This is a genomic window from Streptomyces sp. NBC_00582 (genome assembly GCF_036345155.1).
Taxonomy (GTDB): domain Bacteria; phylum Actinomycetota; class Actinomycetes; order Streptomycetales; family Streptomycetaceae; genus Streptomyces.
In genome coordinates, this window is sequence record NZ_CP107772.1 from 6,261,125 (window position 1) to 6,281,186 (window position 20,062).

A 20,062-nucleotide genomic window follows, 5' to 3' on the forward strand; every position below is an offset into this window, starting at 1 on the left:
GGCCCCTTTCTTTTCCTTCTTCCGGCGGAGAGTGCCCGCCCCTCGGCGTGAAGCGCCTACGGGAACCGCCGCACCCCCGACGGCGTCACCACCGCCCGCACCGGCAGATCGTGCGGCTCCTCGGGGACGCGCTCGACGACCTCGTCGTCGTACAGGAGCACCACCAGGGAGGGGTGCGCGCCGGCACGCTCCAGGCGGGCCAGGACGCGGTCGTACGATCCTCCGCCCCGCCCCAGCCGCATCCCGCGCGTGTCGACCGCGAGTCCCGGCAGCAGCACGACGTCCGCGCGCGTGACGGCGTCCGGGCCGAGCCGCTCGCCGACCGGCTCCAGGAGTTCCATCTTCCCGCCGTGCCGGACCGGCGCGAGGGAGTCCCGGCCGTCGTAGGCGCCCCAGTCCAGGTCGTTGTCGGGCAGCAGCGCGGGCAGCAGCACGCGCACGCCCCGGGCGCGCAGGGCGTCCAGGAGCGCGAGGGTGCCGGGTTCGGTGCCCACGGAGACGTACGCAGCCACCACGCGCGCGTGAGCCAACTCGGGCAGCTCCAGGGCGTGCCCGGCCAGCGCGGCCGCCGCCGCGTGCACGTCGTCGGCCGTCAACCTGCTCCTCACGTCGAGGAACCCTCGCCGCAACATAGTTTTGTCAGAGTCCGGTTTGCCGTTGCCCCGGCTCGTGGATCGCACCCGCACTGCTCCAATACGCTCAAATGAACACTTATTAACCGGAGCTACAGATTCCTCTCAAAGCCACCGGATAAGGTTGCGGACATGACTCAGTCTCACCCCAGGATCAGCAAGGCTGTCATCCCCGCAGCAGGCCTCGGCACCCGGTTCCTCCCGGCGACGAAGGCCACTCCCAAGGAGATGCTGCCGGTCGTCGACAAGCCCGCGATCCAGTACGTGGTCGAGGAGGCCGTGTCCGCCGGACTCGACGACGTCCTCATGGTCACCGGACGCAACAAGCGCCCCCTCGAGGACCACTTCGACCGCAACTACGAACTCGAGTCGGCGCTGGAGAAGAAGGGCGACGCCAACCGGCTCGCCAAGGTCCAGGAGTCCAGCGACCTCGCCACCATGCACTACGTCCGCCAGGGCGACCCCAGGGGCCTCGGCCACGCCGTCCTGTGCGCCGCCCCGCACGTCGGGAACGAGCCGTTCGCCGTCCTGCTCGGCGACGACCTCATCGACCCCCGCGACCCGCTGCTGCAGCGGATGATCGAGGTTCAGGAGCTGTACGGCGGCAGCGTCGTCGCGCTCATGGAGGTCGCGCCCGAGCAGATCCACCTCTACGGCTGCGCGGCCGTGGAGGCCACCCCCGACCGCGACGTGGTCAAGGTCTCCGGCCTGGTCGAGAAGCCGGAACCCGCGGACGCCCCGTCGAACTACGCGATCATCGGCCGTTACGTCCTCGACCCCGCCGTCTTCGACGTGCTGCGCGAGACCGAGCCGGGCCGCGGCGGCGAGATTCAGCTCACCGACGCCCTTCAGCTGCTCGCCCAGGACGAGAAGGTCGGCGGCCCGGTGCACGGCGTCGTCTTCAAGGGCCGCCGCTATGACACCGGCGACCGCGGCGACTACCTGCGTGCCATTGTCAGACTCGCGTGCGAACGTGAAGATCTGGGTCCGGACTTCCGGTCCTGGCTTCGCAGTTACGTCACCGAGGAGATGTAGCCACCTTGAGCACCGCCGCGCCCCGCCCCACCGGCCAGGAACACCTGTGGTCGGTGGACGAGCACCTGGAGGACATCCTCGCCACCGTCCGCCCGCTGGAACCCATCGAGCTGCAACTGCCCGACGCCCAGGGCTGCGTCCTGGTCGACGACGTGACGGTCGCGGTCTCCCTGCCGCCGTTCGACAACAGCTCCATGGACGGGTACGCGGTACGGGTCGCGGATGTCGCGGGCGCGAGCGAGGAGTTCCCGGCGGCCCTGGAGGTCGTGGGGGACGTCGCGGCGGGCCAGGCGGCCGACCTGCTGTACGTGGGACCCGGCCAGGCCGCCAGGATCATGACGGGCGCCCCGCTGCCGCACGGCGCCGAGACCGTCGTCCCGGTGGAGTGGACCGACGGAGGCCTCGGCGAGGGCCCGGTCAGCGCAATGCGCGCCCGCAGCCTCGCCCCCGAGCAGGCCTCCGGCCACGTGCGCGTGCACCGTCCCGCCGGGGCACGCGCGCACGTGCGCGCGATGGGCAGCGACGTACAGGCCGGGGACCGGGCCCTCGAAGCGGGTACCGTCCTCGGCCCGCCCCAGATCGCCCTGCTCGCCGCGATCGGCCGCGGCACCGTGCGGGTGCGCCCGCGCCCGCGTGTCGTCGTCCTGTCCACCGGCAGCGAACTCGTCCAGCCCGGCGAGGAACTGGGCGCCGGCCAGATCTACGACTCCAACAGCTTCGCGCTGACCGCCGCCGCGCGCGACGCCGGCGCGATCGCCTACCGGGTGGGCGCGGTCGCCGACGACGCCGAGACCCTGCGCTCCACCATCGAGGACCAGCTCGTCCGCGCCGACCTCCTGGTCACCACCGGCGGCGTGAGCGTCGGGGCGTACGACGTCGTCAAGGAGGCGCTGTCGCACGTCGGCGACGAGGACGAGGCCGGCAGCGGCATCGAGTTCCGCAAGCTCGCCATGCAGCCCGGCAAGCCCCAGGGCTTCGGCTCCATCGGCCCCGACCACATCCCGCTGCTGGCGCTGCCCGGCAACCCGGTCTCGTCGTACGTCTCCTTCGAGCTGTTCGTCCGTCCCGCGATCCGCACCCTCATGGGCCTCGAGGACGTCCACCGGCCCACCACGCGCGCGAGGTTGGTCGCCGACAAGGCGATCGCCTCGCCCAAGGGGCGCCGGCAGTTCCTGCGTGCCACCTGCTCCGACGGCACCGCCCGGCCCGTCGGCGGCGCGGGCTCGCACCTGGTGGCCGCCCTCGCCCACGCCGACGCGCTGATCGTCGTCCCCGAGGACGTGGAGTCCGTGGAACCGGGCACCGACGTCGAGGTGGTCCTGCTCGGCTGAGCACCCCTGGTTGGGGGTACCGTGTCGCGCACAACAGGCCCGGACCGGGAGCGCCGCACGACCATGAGTACGCAGGACCGACTGACGCACATCGACGACGCGGGCGCCGCCCGCATGGTCGACGTATCCGGCAAGGACGTCACCGCGCGCACCGCGCGCGCCAGCGGACGCGTCCTCGTCTCGTCCCGCGTGGTCGAGCTGCTGCGCGGCGAGGGCGTCCCCAAGGGTGACGCGCTCGCCACCGCGCGGATCGCCGGGATCATGGGCGCCAAACGCACCCCGGACCTCATCCCGCTGTGTCACCCGTTGGCGGTGTCCGGTGTGAAACTGGACCTGTCGGTCGCGGACGACGCCGTGGAGATCAGCGCCACGGTGAAGACCACGGACCGCACCGGTGTCGAGATGGAGGCGCTCACCGCGGTGACCGTCGCCGCGCTCACCGTGATCGACATGGTGAAGGCGGTCGACAAGAAAGCGGTCATCACGGACGTGCGCGTGGAGGAGAAGACGGGCGGCAAGTCGGGCGACTGGAGTCGGGCATGACCTTGGACGCGTCGATCGGCGGTGCTCTCCCGGCGCCTTACTGCGCGCTGGTGGTGACCGCCTCCAACCGTGCCGCGGCCGGCGTGTACGAGGACCGGGGCGGCCCGCTGATCGCCGAGGGCCTCAGGGGCTTCGGCTTCGCCGTCGACGGGCCGCAGGTGGTGCCCGACGGCGACCCCGTGGAGGAGGCGCTGCGGGCGGGCGCCGAGGCCGGTTTCGACGTGATCGTCACCACGGGCGGCACGGGCGTCTCGCCCACCGACCGCACCCCCGAGGCGACCCGCCGTGTGATCGACTACGAGGTGCCGGGCATCGCCGAGGCCATCCGCGCGTACGGCCGCGAGAAGGTGCCGACCGCGGTCCTCTCCCGCGGCCTGGCCGGAGTCGCGGGAGGGACCCTGATCGTCAACCTGCCCGGCTCGACCGGCGGTGTGAAGGACGGCCTCACGGTCCTGGAACCCCTCCTGAAGCACGTCGTGGACCAGATCCGCGGCGGGGACCACCCCAGACCGGCCGCCACCACGGGAGGTGCGAGCTGAACGGCGCATCCTGGCCCGTGGAGCTGACGGAGGGCGACATCGTCCTGCGGCCGATAAAGCTGCGCGACCAGCGGGCCTGGCGCGAGGTGAACCGGCGCAACCGGGACTGGCTGCGCCCCTGGGAGGCGACCATCCCTCCGCCCGCGCCCAGCGGGCCGATCGCGCACCGGCCGACCTACCGCCAGATGGTCCGCCATCTGCGCTCCGAGGCGAACGCGGGACGGATGCTGCCGTTCGTCATCGAGTACCGGGGGCAGCTCGTCGGGCAGCTGACCGTCGCCGGGATCACCTGGGGGTCGATGTGCTCCGGGCACATCGGCTACTGGGTGGACGAGGCGGTCGCCGGCCGCGGGGTGATGCCCACGGCGGTGGCGCTGGTCGTCGACCACTGTTTCCGGACCGTCGGGCTGCACCGCATCGAGGTCTGCATTCGCCCCGAGAACGGGCCCAGCCGCCGGGTCGTGGAGAAACTCGGTTTCCGGGAGGAAGGGCTGCGGCCGCGCTATCTCCACATCGACGGCGCCTGGCGCGACCACCTCGTCTTCGCGCTCACGGCGGAGGAAGTGCCGGAGGGGATGCTGGGCCGGTGGCGACGCGCGCGCTCGCAGAACGCCTCCAATTGAATACGACCGTGCCGAAAGCCGGTCCTGAAAGACGCTTCACCCTCCCGCCTCACCTTTCCGAATAAACGTTCGAAAGCGATCGGTTGATCGCACTGGTCGCAAAAAAAGCTCGAAATATCAGCCAGATCGTGCGACACACCGGCCCAATTGGCGGATGGCCTCATGCGAATCCCTCTACCGTGTGAGGCGTGAGCAGCAGCGGCCTCATCTACGCAGTCATCGTCGGGGCCTGGGCCGCCTACTTGGTGCCGATGTGGCTCCGTAGGCAGGACGAGCTGAACGAAGCCCGTCCGACGGAACGCTTCAGCACCGCCATCCGGCTGCTGTCCGGACGGGCGGGCATGGAGCGCCGGTACGCCAGGGACCTGCAGGCCCGCTCCTCCGACGAGGGGGAGCGGGACGCCGACGCCCCGGACGCCGTCACCGACTCGGTGGACGTCCGGGCCTTCGCCATGCCTCCGACCCGCCCGCAGGCGAAGGCCCCGGTGCCGGAACGGGCACCGGAGCGCGGCCCCGCGCGCCCGGACGCGGCACGCGACCCGGGGCGTGATCCCCAGCGCGATCCGGCGCCCAAACCCCCGCGTGACCGCACTTCCGACCCCGCGTCCGGATCCGGCCACGTGCCCGCGCGCGAGGGGGGCGCCGCCCCGGCGGGCCGACGTGTGCCGGCCGCGCGACGCACGCCCGGCGCCCAGGCGTCCGCAGCGCGCGCCCAGCGCTCGAAGGCGCTCGCGCGCCGCAGGCGCACCACGATCCTGCTCTTCGTCGCCTTCACGCTCGGCGCGGTCGTCGCGGCCGTCGGCGGACTCGCGTTCCTGTGGGCGCCCGGCGTGCCCGCCGTCCTGCTCAGCGGGTACATCGCCTACCTGCGTGCCCAGGAGCGCCGGCGCTTCGCCTTCCAGATGGACCGCAGACGCGCGGAGGCCGCCGCGCAGCGGCTCCGTGAGCGCCAGCCCCGCCGCCGCGCCCCCGCCCCGGCCTCGGCCGCCGCGAGCGCCGATACCGCCCCCGACGCGGGCGCAGAGGAGCCGCACGAGGCCCCCGAACCCGAGACCGACCCGGGTCTGCTGGCTCTCGCTGCCGACCGCAGGGCGCTCGTCGAGCAGACCGACCACGCCGAGTGGGTCGATCAGCAGCGCGAACGGCAGCGCCGGCCGGCCCACGGCGACAGCTGGGACCCGGTGCCGGTCCCGCTGCCCACGTACGTGACCGCGCCGGTCGCGCCCCGGGCCACCGCCGACGTGGACCTCGGCGCGCCGGACGCCTGGAGCTCCGCCCGCTCCAGCGCGGTCGTACCGGAGCAGGAGGCGGCGGACGCCACCGTCGCGGACGCGGAGCCGGACGACCCGGACCACGCGGACGGCAGGGCGGGGGACGACGACGAGCGCAGCGACGCGCGACGGGCGGCCTCGGCCCGGCGCTCCCGTGAGCGCGGCCGCACGCCGCTCTTCGACCAGTACGAGGACGGCGAGCGGCCCCGGGCCGCCAACGAGTGACCCGCGCGGGAGCCCTCGGGCCTCCGGCCTCCGGGAACGGATTTTCAAGCAGCCCGATCGGGGTGCTAGAGTTTCACTCGTTGCAAGGGCCTGTGGCGCAGTCCGGTAGCGCACCTCGTTCGCATCGAGGGGGCCAGGGGTTCAAATCCCCTCAGGTCCACGCAGCATGAAGGTCCGCCCCTTTCGAGGGGCGGACCTTCTGCCATGTCCGCGGTGATCCCTTCCCGCGCGGCCGTCCGGCGCCGCCACCCGTATCCGCATCCCGACACGGGTTCGACCGCATATGTCGTACGGGTGACCTGATTTGCTCTCTTTCGGTGTTCGCGGCATGCCTCGCACCTCTCGGGCGTGACACTTTCCCCGCCGAGCAGGTTCGCCAGGTGTAGAAGGAGAGACATACCCATGTGGAACCAGATCTCACCAGCCGTGGGCATCGTGAACGCGCTCGTCGCCGGCGTCGCGCTCTATGTCTGCCTCAAGGCGATCAGACTCGCCTCCGCGAGCGCCGAAACCGCCCGCCGCGCGGCCGAGGACGCCCGGCAGATGCGGCATATGGCGGTACGTCACGGAGCGATGGCGGCGCGCGGGCCCGACCGTGCGCCGGACGCGGCGGAGTGACCCGCCCGGCGGGAAACCGGTGAGTGACCCGGGCCCGGGTGGGTCGTTAGCCCGGCATGAGCCTCGTTCAGCTCGCGGTCGATCTCGTCGACGCAGTGGTCGACTTCGCGCCGACCGCCTCCGCCGTCATCGCCGTCAGGGCCCTCGTGGTCACCGAACGGATGGCGAAGATGACCGCGGAGTCCCAGCGCAGCGCCGAACGAGAGCGCAAGCTGTTCGAGGTCGAATGGGGACCCGGTGAACACCTCCGGCTCCGCAACACCGGCAGCGAATCCCAGAGCGACTTCTCCGTGTTCCTCAAGGACGTCTCCGGATTCCGCGAAGGCCTGCTGCTGCGTACGTCCCTGGAACCGGGGGAGGCCCGACAGATCGACCTCCCCCTTCCCGTCCGGGACTGGCCCGCTCAGATCTGGGTCAGGCTCCGCGACCGGCGCGAGATCGCCGTCCCGATCCCCGGAATGTGACCGGCGGCCGCCGCCGACCACGCCACCGGTACGACCGCCGCACCCACCGCCAGCACCGCACACGCCGCCGTCACCGCACCGAGGGCGGGCCACGGCACCTCGAGCGCCGCCGGAGCCGACACCAGACGCAACGCGCCCCACATCCCCGCCAGGTTGACCACCGTCACCGCCAGGCCCAGCACGGCGCCCACTCCCACCACCGTCAGCGCCTCCGCCGCGGTCAGCCGCAGAATCTGCCCGCCCGTGGCCCCGGCCAGCCGCAGCGCCACCAGCTCCCGCCGCCGTTCCCCGGCCGCCATGACCAGGGTGTTGGCGAGCGAGACACCGGTGTACAGCAGCGCGATGCCCAGGACGAGAAACACCCCCAGCCGGGTCGTCCGGTTGGTCTCGGGAGAGGCCGCCGCCACCCACTGCGCCCGGCTCAGCACCCGCACCCCGCCGACCGCCCGCAACCCCGCCGCGACCACCTCCGGATCCGCCCCCGCACGCACGCGTACGTCGACGCGGTCCACGCCCGCACCACCCGACTCACCCGCGCCGACCCACACACCGCTCTCCCCGGTCCCCGTGGCCAGCACGGCGACGATCCGCAGCGACCGGGACGTACCGTCACCGAGCCACACCCGCACCCGCTGCCCCACCCGGTGCCGCGCCCACTCCTCGGTCACCACGATCGAACCGTCGTCGAGATCCGCGAGCCGGCCCGCCGCCACCGGCAGCCGCACGGCCGCGCCGAGCAGCCCCGGATCGACCGCCCGCGCCTCGGACTTCACCAGCGCCACCCCGTCCTCCAGGGTGTACACGGCGGTCGCCGCACTCGCCGACACCGTGGCACCGGGCACCTGCCGCAGCCGCTCCACGACATCCGCCGACAGCGTCGAACCGTTGCCCGGTGTCACCACGAAGTCCGCCGCCGTCCACTGCCGTACCTCCGCCGTCCGTGTCTGGGCCAGCGTGCCCGTCGCGCCCAACAGGGAGCCCGCCAGCGCCACGGTGACCAGCACGGGCGCGGCCACCGCGGCGGTACGGCGGACCCCGGCGACCGCGTTCTCCCGCACCAGCAGCCCGATCACCCCCGGCAGCCGAGGCACCAGCGGACGCACCAGCGCGGGCGACAGCAGCGCCACCGCCGTGATCAGCAGCAGGGGGCGGCTGATGTACGTCTTGCGGTGCAGCAGATCACCGGGATCGGCCAGCAGGGCGTACGACAGGGTCGCGCACGCCGTGACGAGCAGCGCCGCGCCGCACCACCGGCGCCCGGCCGTCAGCGCGCGCCCGTCGACCGAGACCTCGCGCAACGCCTGCGCCGGCGCGGTCCGCCCGGCGCGAAGACTCGCGGCCAGCGCCCCGCACACGGCGACGGACAGGCCCGTCCAGAGGGCGAGGTGGTACGGCCACACGTGACCGCCGATCGCGTACCAGGCCGGCGCGAGAGAGCCGTCGACCACCAGCTCCGTCAGCCACGGGGCGCCGTACGCGCCCAGCGCACAGCCCGCCGCCGAGGCGAGCACGCCCACCAGCAGCGCCTCCGCCAGGACCGACCGCCTGATCTGACCCGGTGTCGCACCCGCGGTGCGCAGCAGCCCGAACTCGCGGCGCCGGCGCTCCACGGCGAACGCGAACGTCGAGGCCACCACGAACACCGAGACGAACGCCGTCACTCCGCCCGCCGTGCCGAACAGCGCGTTCAGCGCGGTCAGCGCCTCGGCGTCCCGCGCGGGGTCGGCGTCCGCGAACCGGCGCGCGTCCCCCGTGAGCACCCGCGCGCTGTCGCCGACAGCCGCGCGGACCGCCCCCGCGCCCGCCTCGACCACCACCTGCTCCGACCGGGGCTCCAGCCGGGCGGCCCGTGCGTCGGTGTAGAACACGGCGTCCTCGAAGCCACGCGCGCGTGCGGTGGTGCCACGCGCGTGTCTCGTCCCGCCACGCGCGCGTACCGTCCCGACGACCCGCACCGGCCCGGCGCCGGTCTCCAGCAGGTCGCCCACGCTCGCCCAGTCCCCGGTGGTCACCACCTCGCCGACCGCGCGGGGCGGACGGCCCCCGGTCAGCTCGTACGGGGCGAAACGCGCCGTCGACCAGGGGTGGCCGACGAGACCGCCCGGGCCGCCGGTCACCCGGACCGGGAAGGAACGGTCCCGCACGACCGGGCCGAGGGCGCGCAGTGCGGCGACCGTGGCGGCCGGCACCGCGCGCGGGACCGGCAACGCCGCCGTCCGCACCCCGGTCGGGGTCGGCACCCGCAGCGTGTCCAGCCCCCGCACCACCACCGGCGCCGCCGCGAAGCGTTCCGGTGTCCGCACCGGCGCGTCCAGTGAGGCGGCCAGCGCCTGCCCCATCACGGTCAGCAGCCCCACCCCCAGGGCGAGGGCGACGAAACTGCCGACGAAGGACGCCCAGCGCGTGCACAGGGTCCGTACGGCGACGCTCAGCACGGGGCCACCTCCGTCGCACCGCCGGCACGCACCGGCGCGCCCTGGGCGTCGTCCACGGCGAGCCCCGCCGCCGCCCGCGTCGCCGCCCCCGTCTCCAGCCCCGCCATCCGCGCGGCGATCCGTTCCGCGCCCGTGTCCGCGCCGGTCAGTTCGCCGTGGATCCTGCCGTCGACCAGGAACACCACCCGGTCCGCGCAGGAGGCCGCCACCGGGTCGTGGGTGACCATGACGACCGTCTGGCCGTGGCGGTCGACCAGGGCGCGCAGCAGGACGAGCACCTCGCGGCCGGTCGTGGAGTCGAGGGCGCCGGTCGGCTCGTCGCCGAACAGCACCTCCGGGCGGGTGATCAGGGCGCGCGCGAGGGCGGCCCGCTGCTGCTGGCCGCCGGAGAGGGCGGCGGGCCGGTGCCCCGCCCGATCCGCGAGGCCGACGCGCCGCAGCGCCTCGACCACCTCCGCCTTCGCGGGACGGCGGCCGGCCAGCCGCAGCGGGAGGGCGACGTTCTGGGCGGCGGTGAGAGCCGGCAGCAGGTTGTACGACTGGAAGACGAACCCGATGCGCTCCCGCCGCAGCAGGGTGAGCCGGCGCTCGCTCAGCCCGGTCAGCTCGGTGCCGCCGATCCGTACCGATCCCGACGTGGGCCGGTCGAGCCCGGCGGCGCACTGCAGCAGCGTCGACTTACCGGACCCCGACGGGCCCATCACGGCGGTGAAGGAGCCACGGGGGAGGGCGAGGGTGACGTCGTCGAGCGCGTGGACGCCGGCGCCGGCAGCGCCGTAGCGCCGGCTCACGGAGGTCAGTTGGACGGCCTGTGTGGTCATGGCTCCACGAAACCGCGGACGGGGGCTGCCAGTCGGTCGGCCTGGGGCGAGAGTTGGGGTAGGGCAGGCCCTACCCCCGGGACTCGGTCTGCGGGGATGGTCCGCCTCCGAGCAGCCTTCTACGGTGATCCGTATGGACCTCGACCCCCGCCCCGGGAACGTGTGGCAGGCACTGAGCCGCCCGCGCTACCTGCTCTCGCCCTGGCCGTGGCGCGCCGCCGCCTTCCTGCTGGCGGGTGCCGTTCTCGGGGCCGCCCTGCTGGTCGGGCTGGCGGCGTGGGTGGCGGTCGGCGGGGTCCTCGCGATCGTCGTCGTCGGGCTGCCCCTGCTCGCGGCCACCGTCCTCGCCGGACTGCCCGTGGCCGCGCTGGAGCGGCGCAGGCTGCGGTGGGTGGAGGGGGCGCGGGCGGCCGGCGCGCACATCGAGCCGGCCGCCCCCGGTCTGCGTGCCTGGCTGGTCACACGGTTGCGGGAGCGCGCCACGTGGCGGGAGCTCGGGCACACCCTCCTCACCGCCTGCGTCCTCTGGCCGGCCGAGGCGCTCCTGCTCACCGTCGCCCTGCTGTCGCCCCTGGGGATGATCGCGACACCGCTGCTGCTCGTCACGGTCGGCGGCGGGCGGGAGGTGAAGGTCCTGAAGGTGTGGACGGTCACCGGGCTGCCCACGGCGTTCGCCGCCGCCGCGCTCGGGGTGCTGCTGCTGGCGGCCGGGGCGTACGCCATCGGCGTGGCCGCCGGGGCCCGCGCCACCCTGACGCGCCGTCTGATCGCCCCGCCCGAAACCGACACGCGCGCGAGGGTCGTCGAACTGACCCGTTCCCGCGCCCGCCTGGTCGACGCCTTCGAGGCGGAGCGGCGCCGCATCGAACGCGATCTGCACGACGGCGCCCAGCAACGCCTCGTCGCCCTCACGATGACCCTCGGCCTGGCCCGGCTCGACGCCCCGCCCGGCGGCCCGCTCGCCGAACAACTCACGCGCGCGTGCGAGGAGGCGGGCGCGGCCCTCGCCGAACTGCGGGAGCTCATCCACGGCATCCACCCGCAAGTGCTCGTGGACTACGGCCTGGAGGCCGCCGTCGCCGACGCGGCCGACCGTTCGCCGGTCCCCGTGGACGTCGACTTCGCGCCGTCGGTGCCCCGGCTCGCGCAGGCGGTGGAGGCCGCCGCCCACTTCGTGGTCCGTGAGGCACTCGCCAACGTGGCCCGGCACAGCGGGGCGGGGCGCGCCCGGGTCAGGGGCGAGTACGGCGACGGACGGCTGGTCCTTGAGGTGTCGGACGACGGCCGCGGCGGCGCCGACCCGGACCGGGGGAGCGGTCTCACCGGTCTCGCGGACCGGGTGTCAGTGCTCGGTGGAAGACTGTCCGTGACCAGCCCGACGGGCGGACCGACCCTGCTGCGTGTGGAGATCCCTTGCGAGCCGACACCGAAGGACGAACACTGCGCGTGGTCCTCGCCGAGGACGGCGTCCTCCTCCGCGACGGCCTGACGGCCCTGCTCACCCGCTTCGGCCACGAGGTCGTCGCGGCGGTCGGCGACGCCCGCGCCCTCGTCGACGCCGTCGCCGAGCACACCCCCGACGTGGTCGTCACCGACGTCCGCATGCCACCCGCCTTCCAGGACGAGGGCCTGCAGGCGGCGGTCCGGCTGCGCGCCGAGCGCCCCGGCCTGCCCGTGCTCGTCCTCAGCCAGTACGTCCAACGCGCCTACGCCGCCGAACTCCTCGACTCCGGTGACGGCACCGGCGTCGGCTACCTCCTCAAGGACCGCGTCGGGCAGGTCGAGGAGTTCGTGGCCGCGCTGCAGGAGGTCGCCGCCGGCGGCACGGTCGTCGACCCGGACGTCGTACGCCACCTGCTGCGCCGCCGCCGCGATCCGCTGGCCCGGCTGACCCCGCGCGAGCGGGAGGTGCTGGCGCTGGTGGCCGAGGGCAGGTCCAACGGGGCGATCGCCAGAGCGCTCGTGGTCTCGGAGGCGGCCGTCGGCAAGCACATCGGCAGCATCCTCACGAAACTGGACCTGCCCCCGGCGGACGACACCCACCGCCGGGTCCTCGCCGTCCTGGCCTACCTCAGGGCCTGAGCGGCCGCCCTACGACCCGAGCGGCTTGGCGAAGCACCGGCTCGACTCGAACTCCCGGTAGTAGCCGAACTTGGTGCACGGCGCGTATCCGCTGGAGGTGTACAGGGCGATGGCCTCCGGCTGCTCGGTGCCGGTCTCCAGGACCATCCGCACCCGGCCGGCCGTCCGCGCGTCCTCCTCCAGCGCGGTCAGCATCCGCCGCGCCAGCCCGCGTCCGCGCATGTCCCGGATCACGAACATCCGCTTCAGCTCGGCGTCGCCGTCCTCGTTGCCCTCGCCGTTGCTGTCCTGGCTGCGCCAGCCGCCGGTGGCCACGGGGCGGCCGGCTTCGTCGTACGCGATGAGATAAACCCCACGCGGCGGTTCGAAGTGGGAGGGCTCCAGGACCGTGGCGTCGCCGCCGTCGCCGTAGCGCTCGTGGTACTCCGCCTGGACCTCGTCGTTGAGTTTGACGGCATCGGGGTGGTCGAAGGACACGCGGCGTATGTTCATGCGGCTCACAGTACTTCTATGCACAAGCGGGTGGAATCCGATGTCTGGACCTCGTCCAGTGTGCCGGTATCGTGCCCGGGTGCTGACTGTGACCTCCGTCAATGTGAACGGTCTGCGTGCCGCAGCGAAGAAGGGCTTCGTGGAGTGGCTCGCGGACACCTCCGCCGATGTGCTGTGCCTTCAGGAGGTGCGCGCCGAGCCGGAGCAGCTGCCCGAGGCGGTCCGCGCCCCCGACGGCTGGCATGTCACGCACGCGCCCGCCACCGCCAAGGGCCGGGCCGGTGTGTCCCTCTGCACGCGCCGTGAACCGGACGCCGTGCGGATCGGCTTCGGCTCGGCGGAGTTCGACGGCAGTGGCCGCTACGTCGAGGCCGACCTGCCCGGTGTGACGGTCGCCTCCCTCTACCTGCCCTCCGGCGAGGTCGGCACCGACCGCCAGGACGAGAAGGTCCGCTTCATGGACGAGTTCCTGGCGTACCTCAAGGACCTGCGCGAACGCGCCGCGGCCGACGGCCGCGAGGTCCTGGTCTGCGGCGACTGGAACATCGCCCACCAGCAGGCCGACCTGAAGAACTGGCGCTCCAACACGAAGAACTCCGGCTTCCTGCCGGAGGAACGGGAGTGGCTGACCCGGGTCTACGCCCCGGAGGACGGCGGATACGTCGACGTCGTACGCGCCCTGCACCCGGACGTGGAGGGGCCGTACTCGTGGTGGTCGTACCGGGGGCGGGCCTTCCAGAACGATTCCGGTTGGAGGATCGACCTCGCCGTGGCGACTCCCGGGCTCGCGAAGGCGGCGGTGAAGGGGTACGTGGAGCGCGCGGCCAGCTATGAGGAGCGATGGTCCGACCATGCTCTGGTGACGGTGGTTTTCGAGCGGTGAAGGGAAAGGGACGGGGCGCACCGGGTCGGTGTGCCCCGACTCCTCACGGCCGCGGCTGACCGCGGTGGGCCCCTTCGATGGTGAACGTCAGCCGCGAGACGTCCGGGCCGAGGAGCCGGGCCGGGCCCCCGCCCGACCTTCCTTTGGCGACTGTGACACGCACCCCGTCTTTCAGGAGGTGTTCCCGTGTCACATCGCCGGTCATGGCGGTGGCATCCCGATAGCGGCTGAGGGTGTAGTCGTCCAGCCAGCCGGCCCGGATGGAGGCGGGTGCGGGACAGGTCGTGCCGCGGGCAGAAGCACGGCAGACGTAGTCGCCATACGCATAGGCTTTGCGTGCGGCGAAGTACATGCGTCCGTCGCACCCGGCACAGTGTGCGATGCCGATCAACAAGGACGTCTCGCGGCGCTTGGGGTGAATGCCGTTCGAGCGTGCTTCGAGGACGTTCTGGAGAGCTTGGAATTCCTCTTCGGTGAGCAGGGGAGGACCGATCAGCACAGGTGATCCCTCGCCGTCACGGACGGTCTTTCCGCGATGTACTCGGTGCCCCATCAGCGCCGGAGTGCGAAGGATTTTGGAGAGACTGCCGGCTGTCCAGCGGAAGCGCTCGAAGTCACGTCCGTGGCGCCGCCCACCGGTGGGGCGTCCCTGAAGCTGGGCGTGGCGGTCGCGGGGCACCGGAATTCCCGCGGCTTCGAGTCTGGCGGCGATGGCGATCAGCGAGAAGCCCAGGTGTACGTGGTCCACGATCGCGCGGACGATCGCGACCGCGTCCGGGTCGGGCGTGAGACACCACCCCGTGCCGGATGGATGGGCTGCCTTCCTGTACCCGAACGGAACGAGACCGCCGCCGTATCGGCCCGTCGCGCGAAGCACCTCGTGTGCGCCGGTGAGGCGCGCGGAAATGGCACGGGTCTCCTGCTCGGCGCAGTGGGCCAGGTCCATGCAGCGGCGGACGGCGTCGCCATCGGCCCGTGGCGTGACAACGAGCGGCTGATGTTCTTCGGGCATCCCGAAGACAAGCGTCGTCGAGTGCGTTCGGCCCCATGCGATCAGTTGGGACATGTGGGCGACGGACCGCACGGCGCGGTCCACGTGCGACCACACGATGGCCTCGTAAGCGTCGGGGTGCCGCAGCCACGATGACAGTGAAGGCCTTTCGAAGGGGGACAGCTTGCGTGCGGAAACCCCGAGATCCGTGGCTTCGGCGATCACAGTGAAGCCCAGTCGCTCGGCGCACAGGTGAATGGAGGTGCGCTGCCTGACGGGTGAGGTGGTCACTTCGGTCAGACAGCTCAGGCGTACGGCGCCCAGTGCGCGGGGGAATCCGGTGCGAGTCGAAGTCGGCTGCGACGGCTGAAGGCTAGGCTCGGGCATGTCGGCGCTCCGTGAAGTGTCGGCCACACCCCGGGGCTGGTGGCACAGCCGCCGGGGCCTTTCGATCTCACTCTCGGACCGTGAGGCGATTTTCGTCCGTCATGGGGCTGGAAATGCCCCCATGGTGTGAAGACCTGTGGAACCCGGGACGGTGAGGAATCCGGATGCCACAATCCGTCGTCCGCGTCGCCGGCGCTCTATCGGTTCCCGCGCAGCCGCCGGTCCAGTGCCAGTGACAGTTCCGCCTCCACCACGCTTCTCGCCAGGGGGCGCAGGCGCGGGAAATCGGATTCCGTGGCGTGGCGCAGGACGAGGGTGGTGAAGAGGTCGGCGAGGGCGTCGGCGTGTTCGCGGACCCGGGCGCCCGCCGCCAGGACCTCGGCGAGCGGGATGCCCTCGCGGACCAGGGCGGCGGAGACGTCGAGGAGGCGGCGGCTGATGTGGACGATCTCGTCGCCGTCGGTGCCGAGGTAGCCGAGCGCGAGGGCGGCGGCGAGGTTCTCGGGGGTGACCTGGCCCTCGAAGCGGGCGGCGAGTTCCTCGGGGGTGAGCCGGATCGGCTCCTCCTCGGTGGGGCCGCCGACGCCGATCAGGTCGGCCACGTCCCGCCCGTGGTCCAGGGCGTCCGCCAGTTCGGCGATGCCGGTCAGGGTGTGGCCGCGTTCCAGGAGGGCGGCGATCGTGCGCAGCCGGGCCAGGTGATGGTCGTCGTACCAGGCGATACGGCCCTCGCGGCGAGGCGGCGCGAGCAGTTTGCGCTCGCGGTAGAAGCGCAGGGTGCGCACTGTGATGCCGGCCTGCCTGGCCAGCTCCTCCGTCCGGTATTCGCGCTTGTCCGCCACGGCGGAATGCTATGTCGAACCCGCGGTAACTTCCTTCCCCCGGCCCCTACCGCTCAGTAGCGGGCTGTTCTACAGTCCGACCGTGCCAGTGTTCACTGGCGCGGTCGCGAGGAGTCGTCGGGAGTCGGCGCGTCGGGCGTCGTACGGCAGGAGGTGTCGGCATGACCGAACACGTGCGGGTGGCGGTGATCGGGTCCGGGTTCGGCGGGCTGGGGGCCGCGGTGCGGCTGCGCCGCGAGGGGATCACCGACTTCGTCGTCCTGGAGCGGGCGGACGGCGTCGGCGGGACGTGGCGGGACAACAGCTACCCGGGGTGCGCCTGTGACGTGCCCTCCCACCTGTACTCCTTCTCCTTCGCCCCCAACCCCGACTGGCCGCGCGCCTTCTCCGGGCAGGAGCACATCCGCGCCTATCTGGAGCACGTCACGGACACCTTCGGGCTGCGGCCGCACCTGCGGTTCGGCTCCGAGGTGCGGCGGATGACCTGGGACCCGCGGGAACTGCGGTGGGACATCGAGACGAGCGGCGGGCGGTACGCCGCCGACGTCGTCGTGTCCGCGACCGGGCCGCTGTCCGATCCGAGGATCCCGGACGTCCCCGGACTCGACACGTTCCCCGGCAAGGTCTTCCACTCGGCCCGCTGGGACCACGACCACGACCTCACCGGCCTGCGGGTCGCCGTGGTCGGCACGGGCGCCTCCGCCGCCCAGATCGTGCCCGCGATCCAGCCGGACGTCTCCCGGCTGACCCTCTTCCAGCGCACCCCGCCGTGGGTGCTGCCGCGCGTCGACCGCGCCATCAGCGGCGCCGAACGCGCCCTGCACCGGGCGCTGCCCTTCACCGCCCAGGTGCGGCGCGGAGTGCTGTGGGGCATCCGTGAGCTGCAGGTCCAGGCGTTCACCAAGCACCCGAACGAACTCGGCTTCGTCGAGCGGTTCGCCAAGCGCAATCTGGCCCGTTCGATCAAGGACCCGGTCCTGCGCGCCAAGCTCACCCCCGACTACCGCATCGGCTGCAAGCGGATCCTGCTGTCGAGCGCCTACTATCCGGCCCTCGCCCAGCCGAACGTCGACGTCGTCGCGAGCGGGCTGAGCGAGATCCGCGGCTCGACGTTGGTCGGGGCGGACGGCAGCGAGGCCGAGGCCGACGTGATCGTCTTCGGTACGGGGTTCCACGTCACCGACATGCCGATCGCCGAGCGGGTGGTGGGCGCCGACGGGCGGACCCTCGCCGAGAGCTGGAAGGACGGGATGTCCGCCCTGCGCGGGGCCTCCGCGGCCGGCTTCCCGAACTGGATGTCGGTCATCGGGCCGAACACGGGCCTCGGGAACTCCTCGATGATCCTGATGATCGAGTCCCAGCTGAACTACCTGGCCGACTACATGCGGCAGCTGGACGTCCTCGGCCGGCGTGTCGCCCTCGACGCCCGGCCCGGCGCCGTCGACGCCTGGAACGCGCGCGTGCAGGAGCGTATGAAGAGGACCGTGTGGAACACCGGCGGCTGCACGAGCTGGTACCTCGACGCGAACGGCCGCAACACCACCATCTGGCCGGGCACGACCGGCGAGTTCCGGCGTGCGACGCGGCGGGTGGACCTCGCGGAGTACGAGGTGCTGCGGGCGTCCGCCGGTCCGGCGCGGGCCCAGGACGGCGCCCGCAGGGACGAGGTCACCGCATGAGCCCCGCCCGCGAGCTCACCGCCCGCTCCGCCGACGGCACCCCCCTGCACGTCGAGGTGCACGGACCCGAGGACGCTCCCGCGGTCGTCCTCGCCCACGGCTGGACCTGCTCCACCCTCTTCTGGGCGGCCCAGATCCGCGACCTCGCCGCCGACCACCGGGTCGTCGTCTACGACCAGCGCGGCCACGGACGCACCCCGCCGTCGCCGGTGTGCAGCACGGACGTGCTCGCCGACGACCTGGAGGCCGTGCTCGCCGCGACGCTCGCGCCGGGCGAGAAGGCGGTGATCGCCGGGCACTCGATGGGCGGGATGACCGTGCTGGCCGCCGCCGCCCGCCCCCGGGTGCGGGAGCACGCCGGAGCCGTCCTGCTGTGCAGCACCGGCGTCTCGCGGCTGGTCGCCGAGTCCACCGTCGTCCCCCTGCGGCCGGGCCGGCTGCGGACCTGGCTGACCGGACGCGTCCTCGGCTCGCGGGCGCCCCTCGGGCCGGTCACGCCGGTCGCGAAGGCGATCCTCAAGTACGCCACGATGGGCGCCGGTTCGGCCCCGCACCTGGTGGAGACGTGCGCGCGGATCGTGCACGCCTGCCCGCGCGGGGTGCGGCACGCCTGGTCGCGGGTGCTGAGCTCGCTCGATCTCGACCACGCCGTACGGGAGTTGCGGGTGCCGACGGCGGTCCTGGTCGGCACCGGGGACCGGCTGACGCCGCCGGTGCACGCGCACCGGATCGCGGCGCGGCTGCCGCACTCCCTGGGGGTGACCGAGCTGCCCGGGCTCGGTCACATGACGCCCGTCGAGGCGCCCGAGCCGGTCAACGCCAGGATCCGGGAACTCGTCCGCACGTACACGCTGTTGAAGGAGGGCGCATGAGCAGGGTCGGTCTCGAGGGACAGGTCGCCGTCGTCACGGGTGCCGCGCGGGGGGTCGGGGAGCTGCTCGCCCGCAGGCTGTCCGCGCGCGGGGCGAAGGTCGCGCTGGTGGGGCTGGAGCCGGACGCGCTCAAGGAGGTCGCGCAGCGGCTGCACGGCGAGAGCGGCCACTGGTACGCCGACGTCACCGACCACGAGGCGATGACCCGGGTCGCGGCGGAGGTGAGGGAACGCTTCGGCAAGGTGGACGTGGTCGTCGCCAACGCCGGTGTGGCGTCCGGCGGTCCGTTCGTCGACTCCGACCCGGAGGCCTGGCGCCGGGTCATCGAGGTCAACCTGATCGGGTCCGCCGTCACGGCCCGCGCCTTCCTGCCGGCGCTGCTGGAGAGCCGCGGCTATCTGCTCCAGATCGCCTCCCTCGCCGCGATCACGCCCGCGCCGATGATGACCGCGTACTGCGCGTCCAAGTCGGGCGTGGAGGCGTACGCGCACTGCCTGCGCGCCGAGGTCGGCCACCGGGGTGTGCGGGTCGGTGTGGGCTACCTGTCCTGGACCGACACCGACATGGTGCGCGGGGCCGATCAGGAGGAGGTCATGCGGGAGTTGAGGCAGCGGCTGCCGTGGCCGTCGAACAAGACGTACCCGCTGGGCCCCGCGGTCGACCGGATCGTCGCCGGCGTGGAGCGGCGGTCGAGTCATGTGTACGGGCAGGGGTGGCTGCGCGGGATGCAGGGCGTGCGCGGGTTTCTGCCGGGGATCATCGGGACGGTCGGGCAGCGGGAGATGAGGCGGTTCGCGCCCCGGTTGAAGGGGATGCGGACGGGTCTGGTGGGTGCGGGCGGGGCGGCCGACGAGGCGGCCCGTGCTACGCAGCGTAGTTGATCGAAATGCGTGGGTTGTCCTGCCGTGTGAATCTGGTCGAGGCCCCACCACGGGGCCTCGAATCCCCCTCATCTCCCTACAGGAGTGAACCCACATGGGTATGAAGGACAAGATGCAGGACCAGTCCCAGCAGTGGCAGCAGCAGGCCAAGCAGAAGGCCCAGCAGGCCAAGGAGCAGGTCCAGCAGCGTGGCCGCCGCCGTGAGACGGAACCGGAGTCGGAGCGGATGCGGCGCGAGGACGAGGACCGGCTGAACCAGGACTACGACGCCTAGTCGCTGCGCTCGGCTTCGGCCTTGAACGTGGGGTGCGCTTCCTTTCGGGAGGGCACCCTGCGTCTTTTGGGGTGCGTTGTCGGGTGCGTTGTCGGGTGCGGGCGGGTGGGGGCTTGTCGCGCAGTTCCCCGCGCCCCTCACC

Annotated in this window: 21 protein-coding genes and 1 tRNA gene; 16 read left to right on the top strand and 6 right to left on the bottom strand. The window is 72.9% G+C overall.

Annotation, left to right across the window (positions count from 1 at the left end):
• Positions 1 to 56: 56 nt before the first annotated feature.
• On the bottom strand, positions 57 to 632 hold the full coding sequence (locus OG852_RS28165) for a 5-formyltetrahydrofolate cyclo-ligase (RefSeq protein WP_133912258.1): 576 nt from the start codon (positions 630 to 632) through the stop codon (positions 57 to 59).
• A 132-nt stretch (positions 633 to 764) separates the two neighbouring features.
• Between OG852_RS28165 and galU the strand changes: the two genes are divergently transcribed.
• The 9 genes from galU (at position 765) to OG852_RS28210 (ending at position 7,281) form a co-directional block, all read left to right on the top strand.
• The gene (galU, locus tag OG852_RS28170; RefSeq protein WP_133912259.1) at positions 765 to 1,667 is read left to right on the top strand and encodes a UTP--glucose-1-phosphate uridylyltransferase GalU; all 903 of its coding nucleotides are present in this window, start codon (positions 765 to 767) and stop codon (positions 1,665 to 1,667) included.
• A 5-nt stretch (positions 1,668 to 1,672) separates the two neighbouring features.
• Complete coding sequence (gene glp / locus OG852_RS28175) at positions 1,673 to 2,998, top strand: molybdotransferase-like divisome protein Glp (protein WP_330349335.1); 1,326 nt, start codon at positions 1,673 to 1,675, stop codon at positions 2,996 to 2,998.
• A gap of 63 nt (positions 2,999 to 3,061) precedes the next feature.
• Positions 3,062 to 3,541, top strand: coding sequence for a cyclic pyranopterin monophosphate synthase MoaC (moaC, locus tag OG852_RS28180; protein WP_133912261.1), 480 nt, complete (start codon positions 3,062 to 3,064; stop codon positions 3,539 to 3,541).
• Positions 3,538 to 4,080, top strand: coding sequence for a MogA/MoaB family molybdenum cofactor biosynthesis protein (locus OG852_RS28185; RefSeq protein WP_133912262.1), 543 nt, complete (start codon positions 3,538 to 3,540; stop codon positions 4,078 to 4,080). The genes moaC and OG852_RS28185 overlap by 4 nt, the downstream gene beginning before the upstream one ends.
• Entirely contained in the window at positions 4,077 to 4,703 is a 627-nt protein-coding gene (locus OG852_RS28190; RefSeq protein WP_420712163.1) for a GNAT family N-acetyltransferase, read from the top strand. Before OG852_RS28185 ends, OG852_RS28190 begins: the two co-directional genes overlap by 4 nt.
• 188 nt (positions 4,704 to 4,891) lie before the next feature.
• Positions 4,892 to 6,199, top strand: coding sequence for a divisome protein SepX/GlpR (sepX, locus tag OG852_RS28195; protein ID WP_330349336.1), 1,308 nt, complete (start codon positions 4,892 to 4,894; stop codon positions 6,197 to 6,199).
• A gap of 86 nt (positions 6,200 to 6,285) precedes the next feature.
• Positions 6,286 to 6,359, top strand: a tRNA-Ala gene (locus OG852_RS28200).
• 242 nt (positions 6,360 to 6,601) lie between these two features.
• Complete coding sequence (locus OG852_RS28205; protein WP_133912264.1) at positions 6,602 to 6,817, top strand: hypothetical protein; 216 nt, start codon at positions 6,602 to 6,604, stop codon at positions 6,815 to 6,817.
• Between the two features lie 56 nt (positions 6,818 to 6,873).
• Complete coding sequence (locus OG852_RS28210; RefSeq protein ID WP_133912265.1) at positions 6,874 to 7,281, top strand: hypothetical protein; 408 nt, start codon at positions 6,874 to 6,876, stop codon at positions 7,279 to 7,281.
• Here the strand turns inward: OG852_RS28210 and OG852_RS28215 are convergent.
• Together OG852_RS28215 and OG852_RS28220 are read right to left on the bottom strand one after the other, a co-directional pair.
• Positions 7,221 to 9,716 (bottom strand): FtsX-like permease family protein, encoded by a 2,496-nt coding sequence (locus OG852_RS28215; RefSeq protein ID WP_330349337.1) that lies wholly within the window; start codon positions 9,714 to 9,716, stop codon positions 7,221 to 7,223. The two genes, OG852_RS28210 and OG852_RS28215, sit on opposite strands and share 61 nt — an antisense overlap.
• Positions 9,710 to 10,537 carry an ABC transporter ATP-binding protein gene (locus OG852_RS28220; protein ID WP_330349338.1) on the bottom strand — a complete coding sequence of 276 codons (828 nt, stop codon included), beginning with the start codon at positions 10,535 to 10,537 and terminating at the stop codon, positions 9,710 to 9,712. Before OG852_RS28220 ends, OG852_RS28215 begins: the two co-directional genes overlap by 7 nt.
• 133 nt (positions 10,538 to 10,670) lie before the next feature.
• On the opposite strand from OG852_RS28220, the gene OG852_RS28225 reads away from it, so the two are divergent.
• Positions 10,671 to 12,026: a sensor histidine kinase gene (locus OG852_RS28225; protein WP_330349339.1), complete on the top strand. Its 1,356-nt coding sequence runs from the start codon at positions 10,671 to 10,673 to the stop codon at positions 12,024 to 12,026.
• Positions 11,984 to 12,619, top strand: coding sequence for a response regulator transcription factor (locus tag OG852_RS28230; RefSeq protein WP_330349340.1), 636 nt, complete (start codon positions 11,984 to 11,986; stop codon positions 12,617 to 12,619). The genes OG852_RS28225 and OG852_RS28230 overlap by 43 nt, the downstream gene beginning before the upstream one ends.
• 9 nt (positions 12,620 to 12,628) lie before the next feature.
• Here the strand turns inward: OG852_RS28230 and OG852_RS28235 are convergent, their stop codons facing one another.
• Complete coding sequence (locus OG852_RS28235; RefSeq protein WP_133912269.1) at positions 12,629 to 13,111, bottom strand: GNAT family N-acetyltransferase; 483 nt, start codon at positions 13,109 to 13,111, stop codon at positions 12,629 to 12,631.
• Positions 13,112 to 13,169: 58 nt separating this feature from the next.
• On the opposite strand from OG852_RS28235, the gene OG852_RS28240 reads away from it, so the two are divergent.
• A complete protein-coding gene (locus OG852_RS28240) occupies positions 13,170 to 13,994 on the top strand; it encodes an exodeoxyribonuclease III (protein ID WP_330349341.1) in 825 nt (274 codons plus the stop codon).
• A 43-nt stretch (positions 13,995 to 14,037) separates the two neighbouring features.
• Here OG852_RS28240 and OG852_RS28245 read toward each other — a convergent pair whose 3' ends face one another.
• Positions 14,038 to 15,276 carry a recombinase family protein gene (locus OG852_RS28245; protein WP_330349342.1) on the bottom strand — a complete coding sequence of 413 codons (1,239 nt, stop codon included), beginning with the start codon at positions 15,274 to 15,276 and terminating at the stop codon, positions 14,038 to 14,040.
• Positions 15,277 to 15,569: 293 nt separating this feature from the next.
• Positions 15,570 to 16,214, bottom strand: a complete 645-nt coding sequence (locus OG852_RS28250; protein ID WP_133912271.1) for a MerR family transcriptional regulator — start codon at positions 16,212 to 16,214, stop codon at positions 15,570 to 15,572.
• A gap of 161 nt (positions 16,215 to 16,375) precedes the next feature.
• Between OG852_RS28250 and OG852_RS28255 the strand changes: the two genes are divergently transcribed.
• From OG852_RS28255 to OG852_RS28270, 4 genes are all read left to right on the top strand, one after another.
• A complete protein-coding gene (locus OG852_RS28255; protein ID WP_330349343.1) occupies positions 16,376 to 17,893 on the top strand; it encodes a flavin-containing monooxygenase in 1,518 nt (505 codons plus the stop codon).
• A complete protein-coding gene (locus tag OG852_RS28260; RefSeq protein WP_330349344.1) occupies positions 17,890 to 18,765 on the top strand; it encodes an alpha/beta fold hydrolase in 876 nt (291 codons plus the stop codon). The genes OG852_RS28255 and OG852_RS28260 overlap by 4 nt, the downstream gene beginning before the upstream one ends.
• On the top strand, positions 18,762 to 19,646 hold the full coding sequence (locus OG852_RS28265; RefSeq protein ID WP_133912274.1) for an SDR family oxidoreductase: 885 nt from the start codon (positions 18,762 to 18,764) through the stop codon (positions 19,644 to 19,646). Before OG852_RS28260 ends, OG852_RS28265 begins: the two co-directional genes overlap by 4 nt.
• A gap of 94 nt (positions 19,647 to 19,740) precedes the next feature.
• Positions 19,741 to 19,920: a hypothetical protein gene (locus OG852_RS28270; protein ID WP_133912275.1), complete on the top strand. Its 180-nt coding sequence runs from the start codon at positions 19,741 to 19,743 to the stop codon at positions 19,918 to 19,920.
• The last annotated feature ends 142 nt before the right edge of the window (positions 19,921 to 20,062 follow it).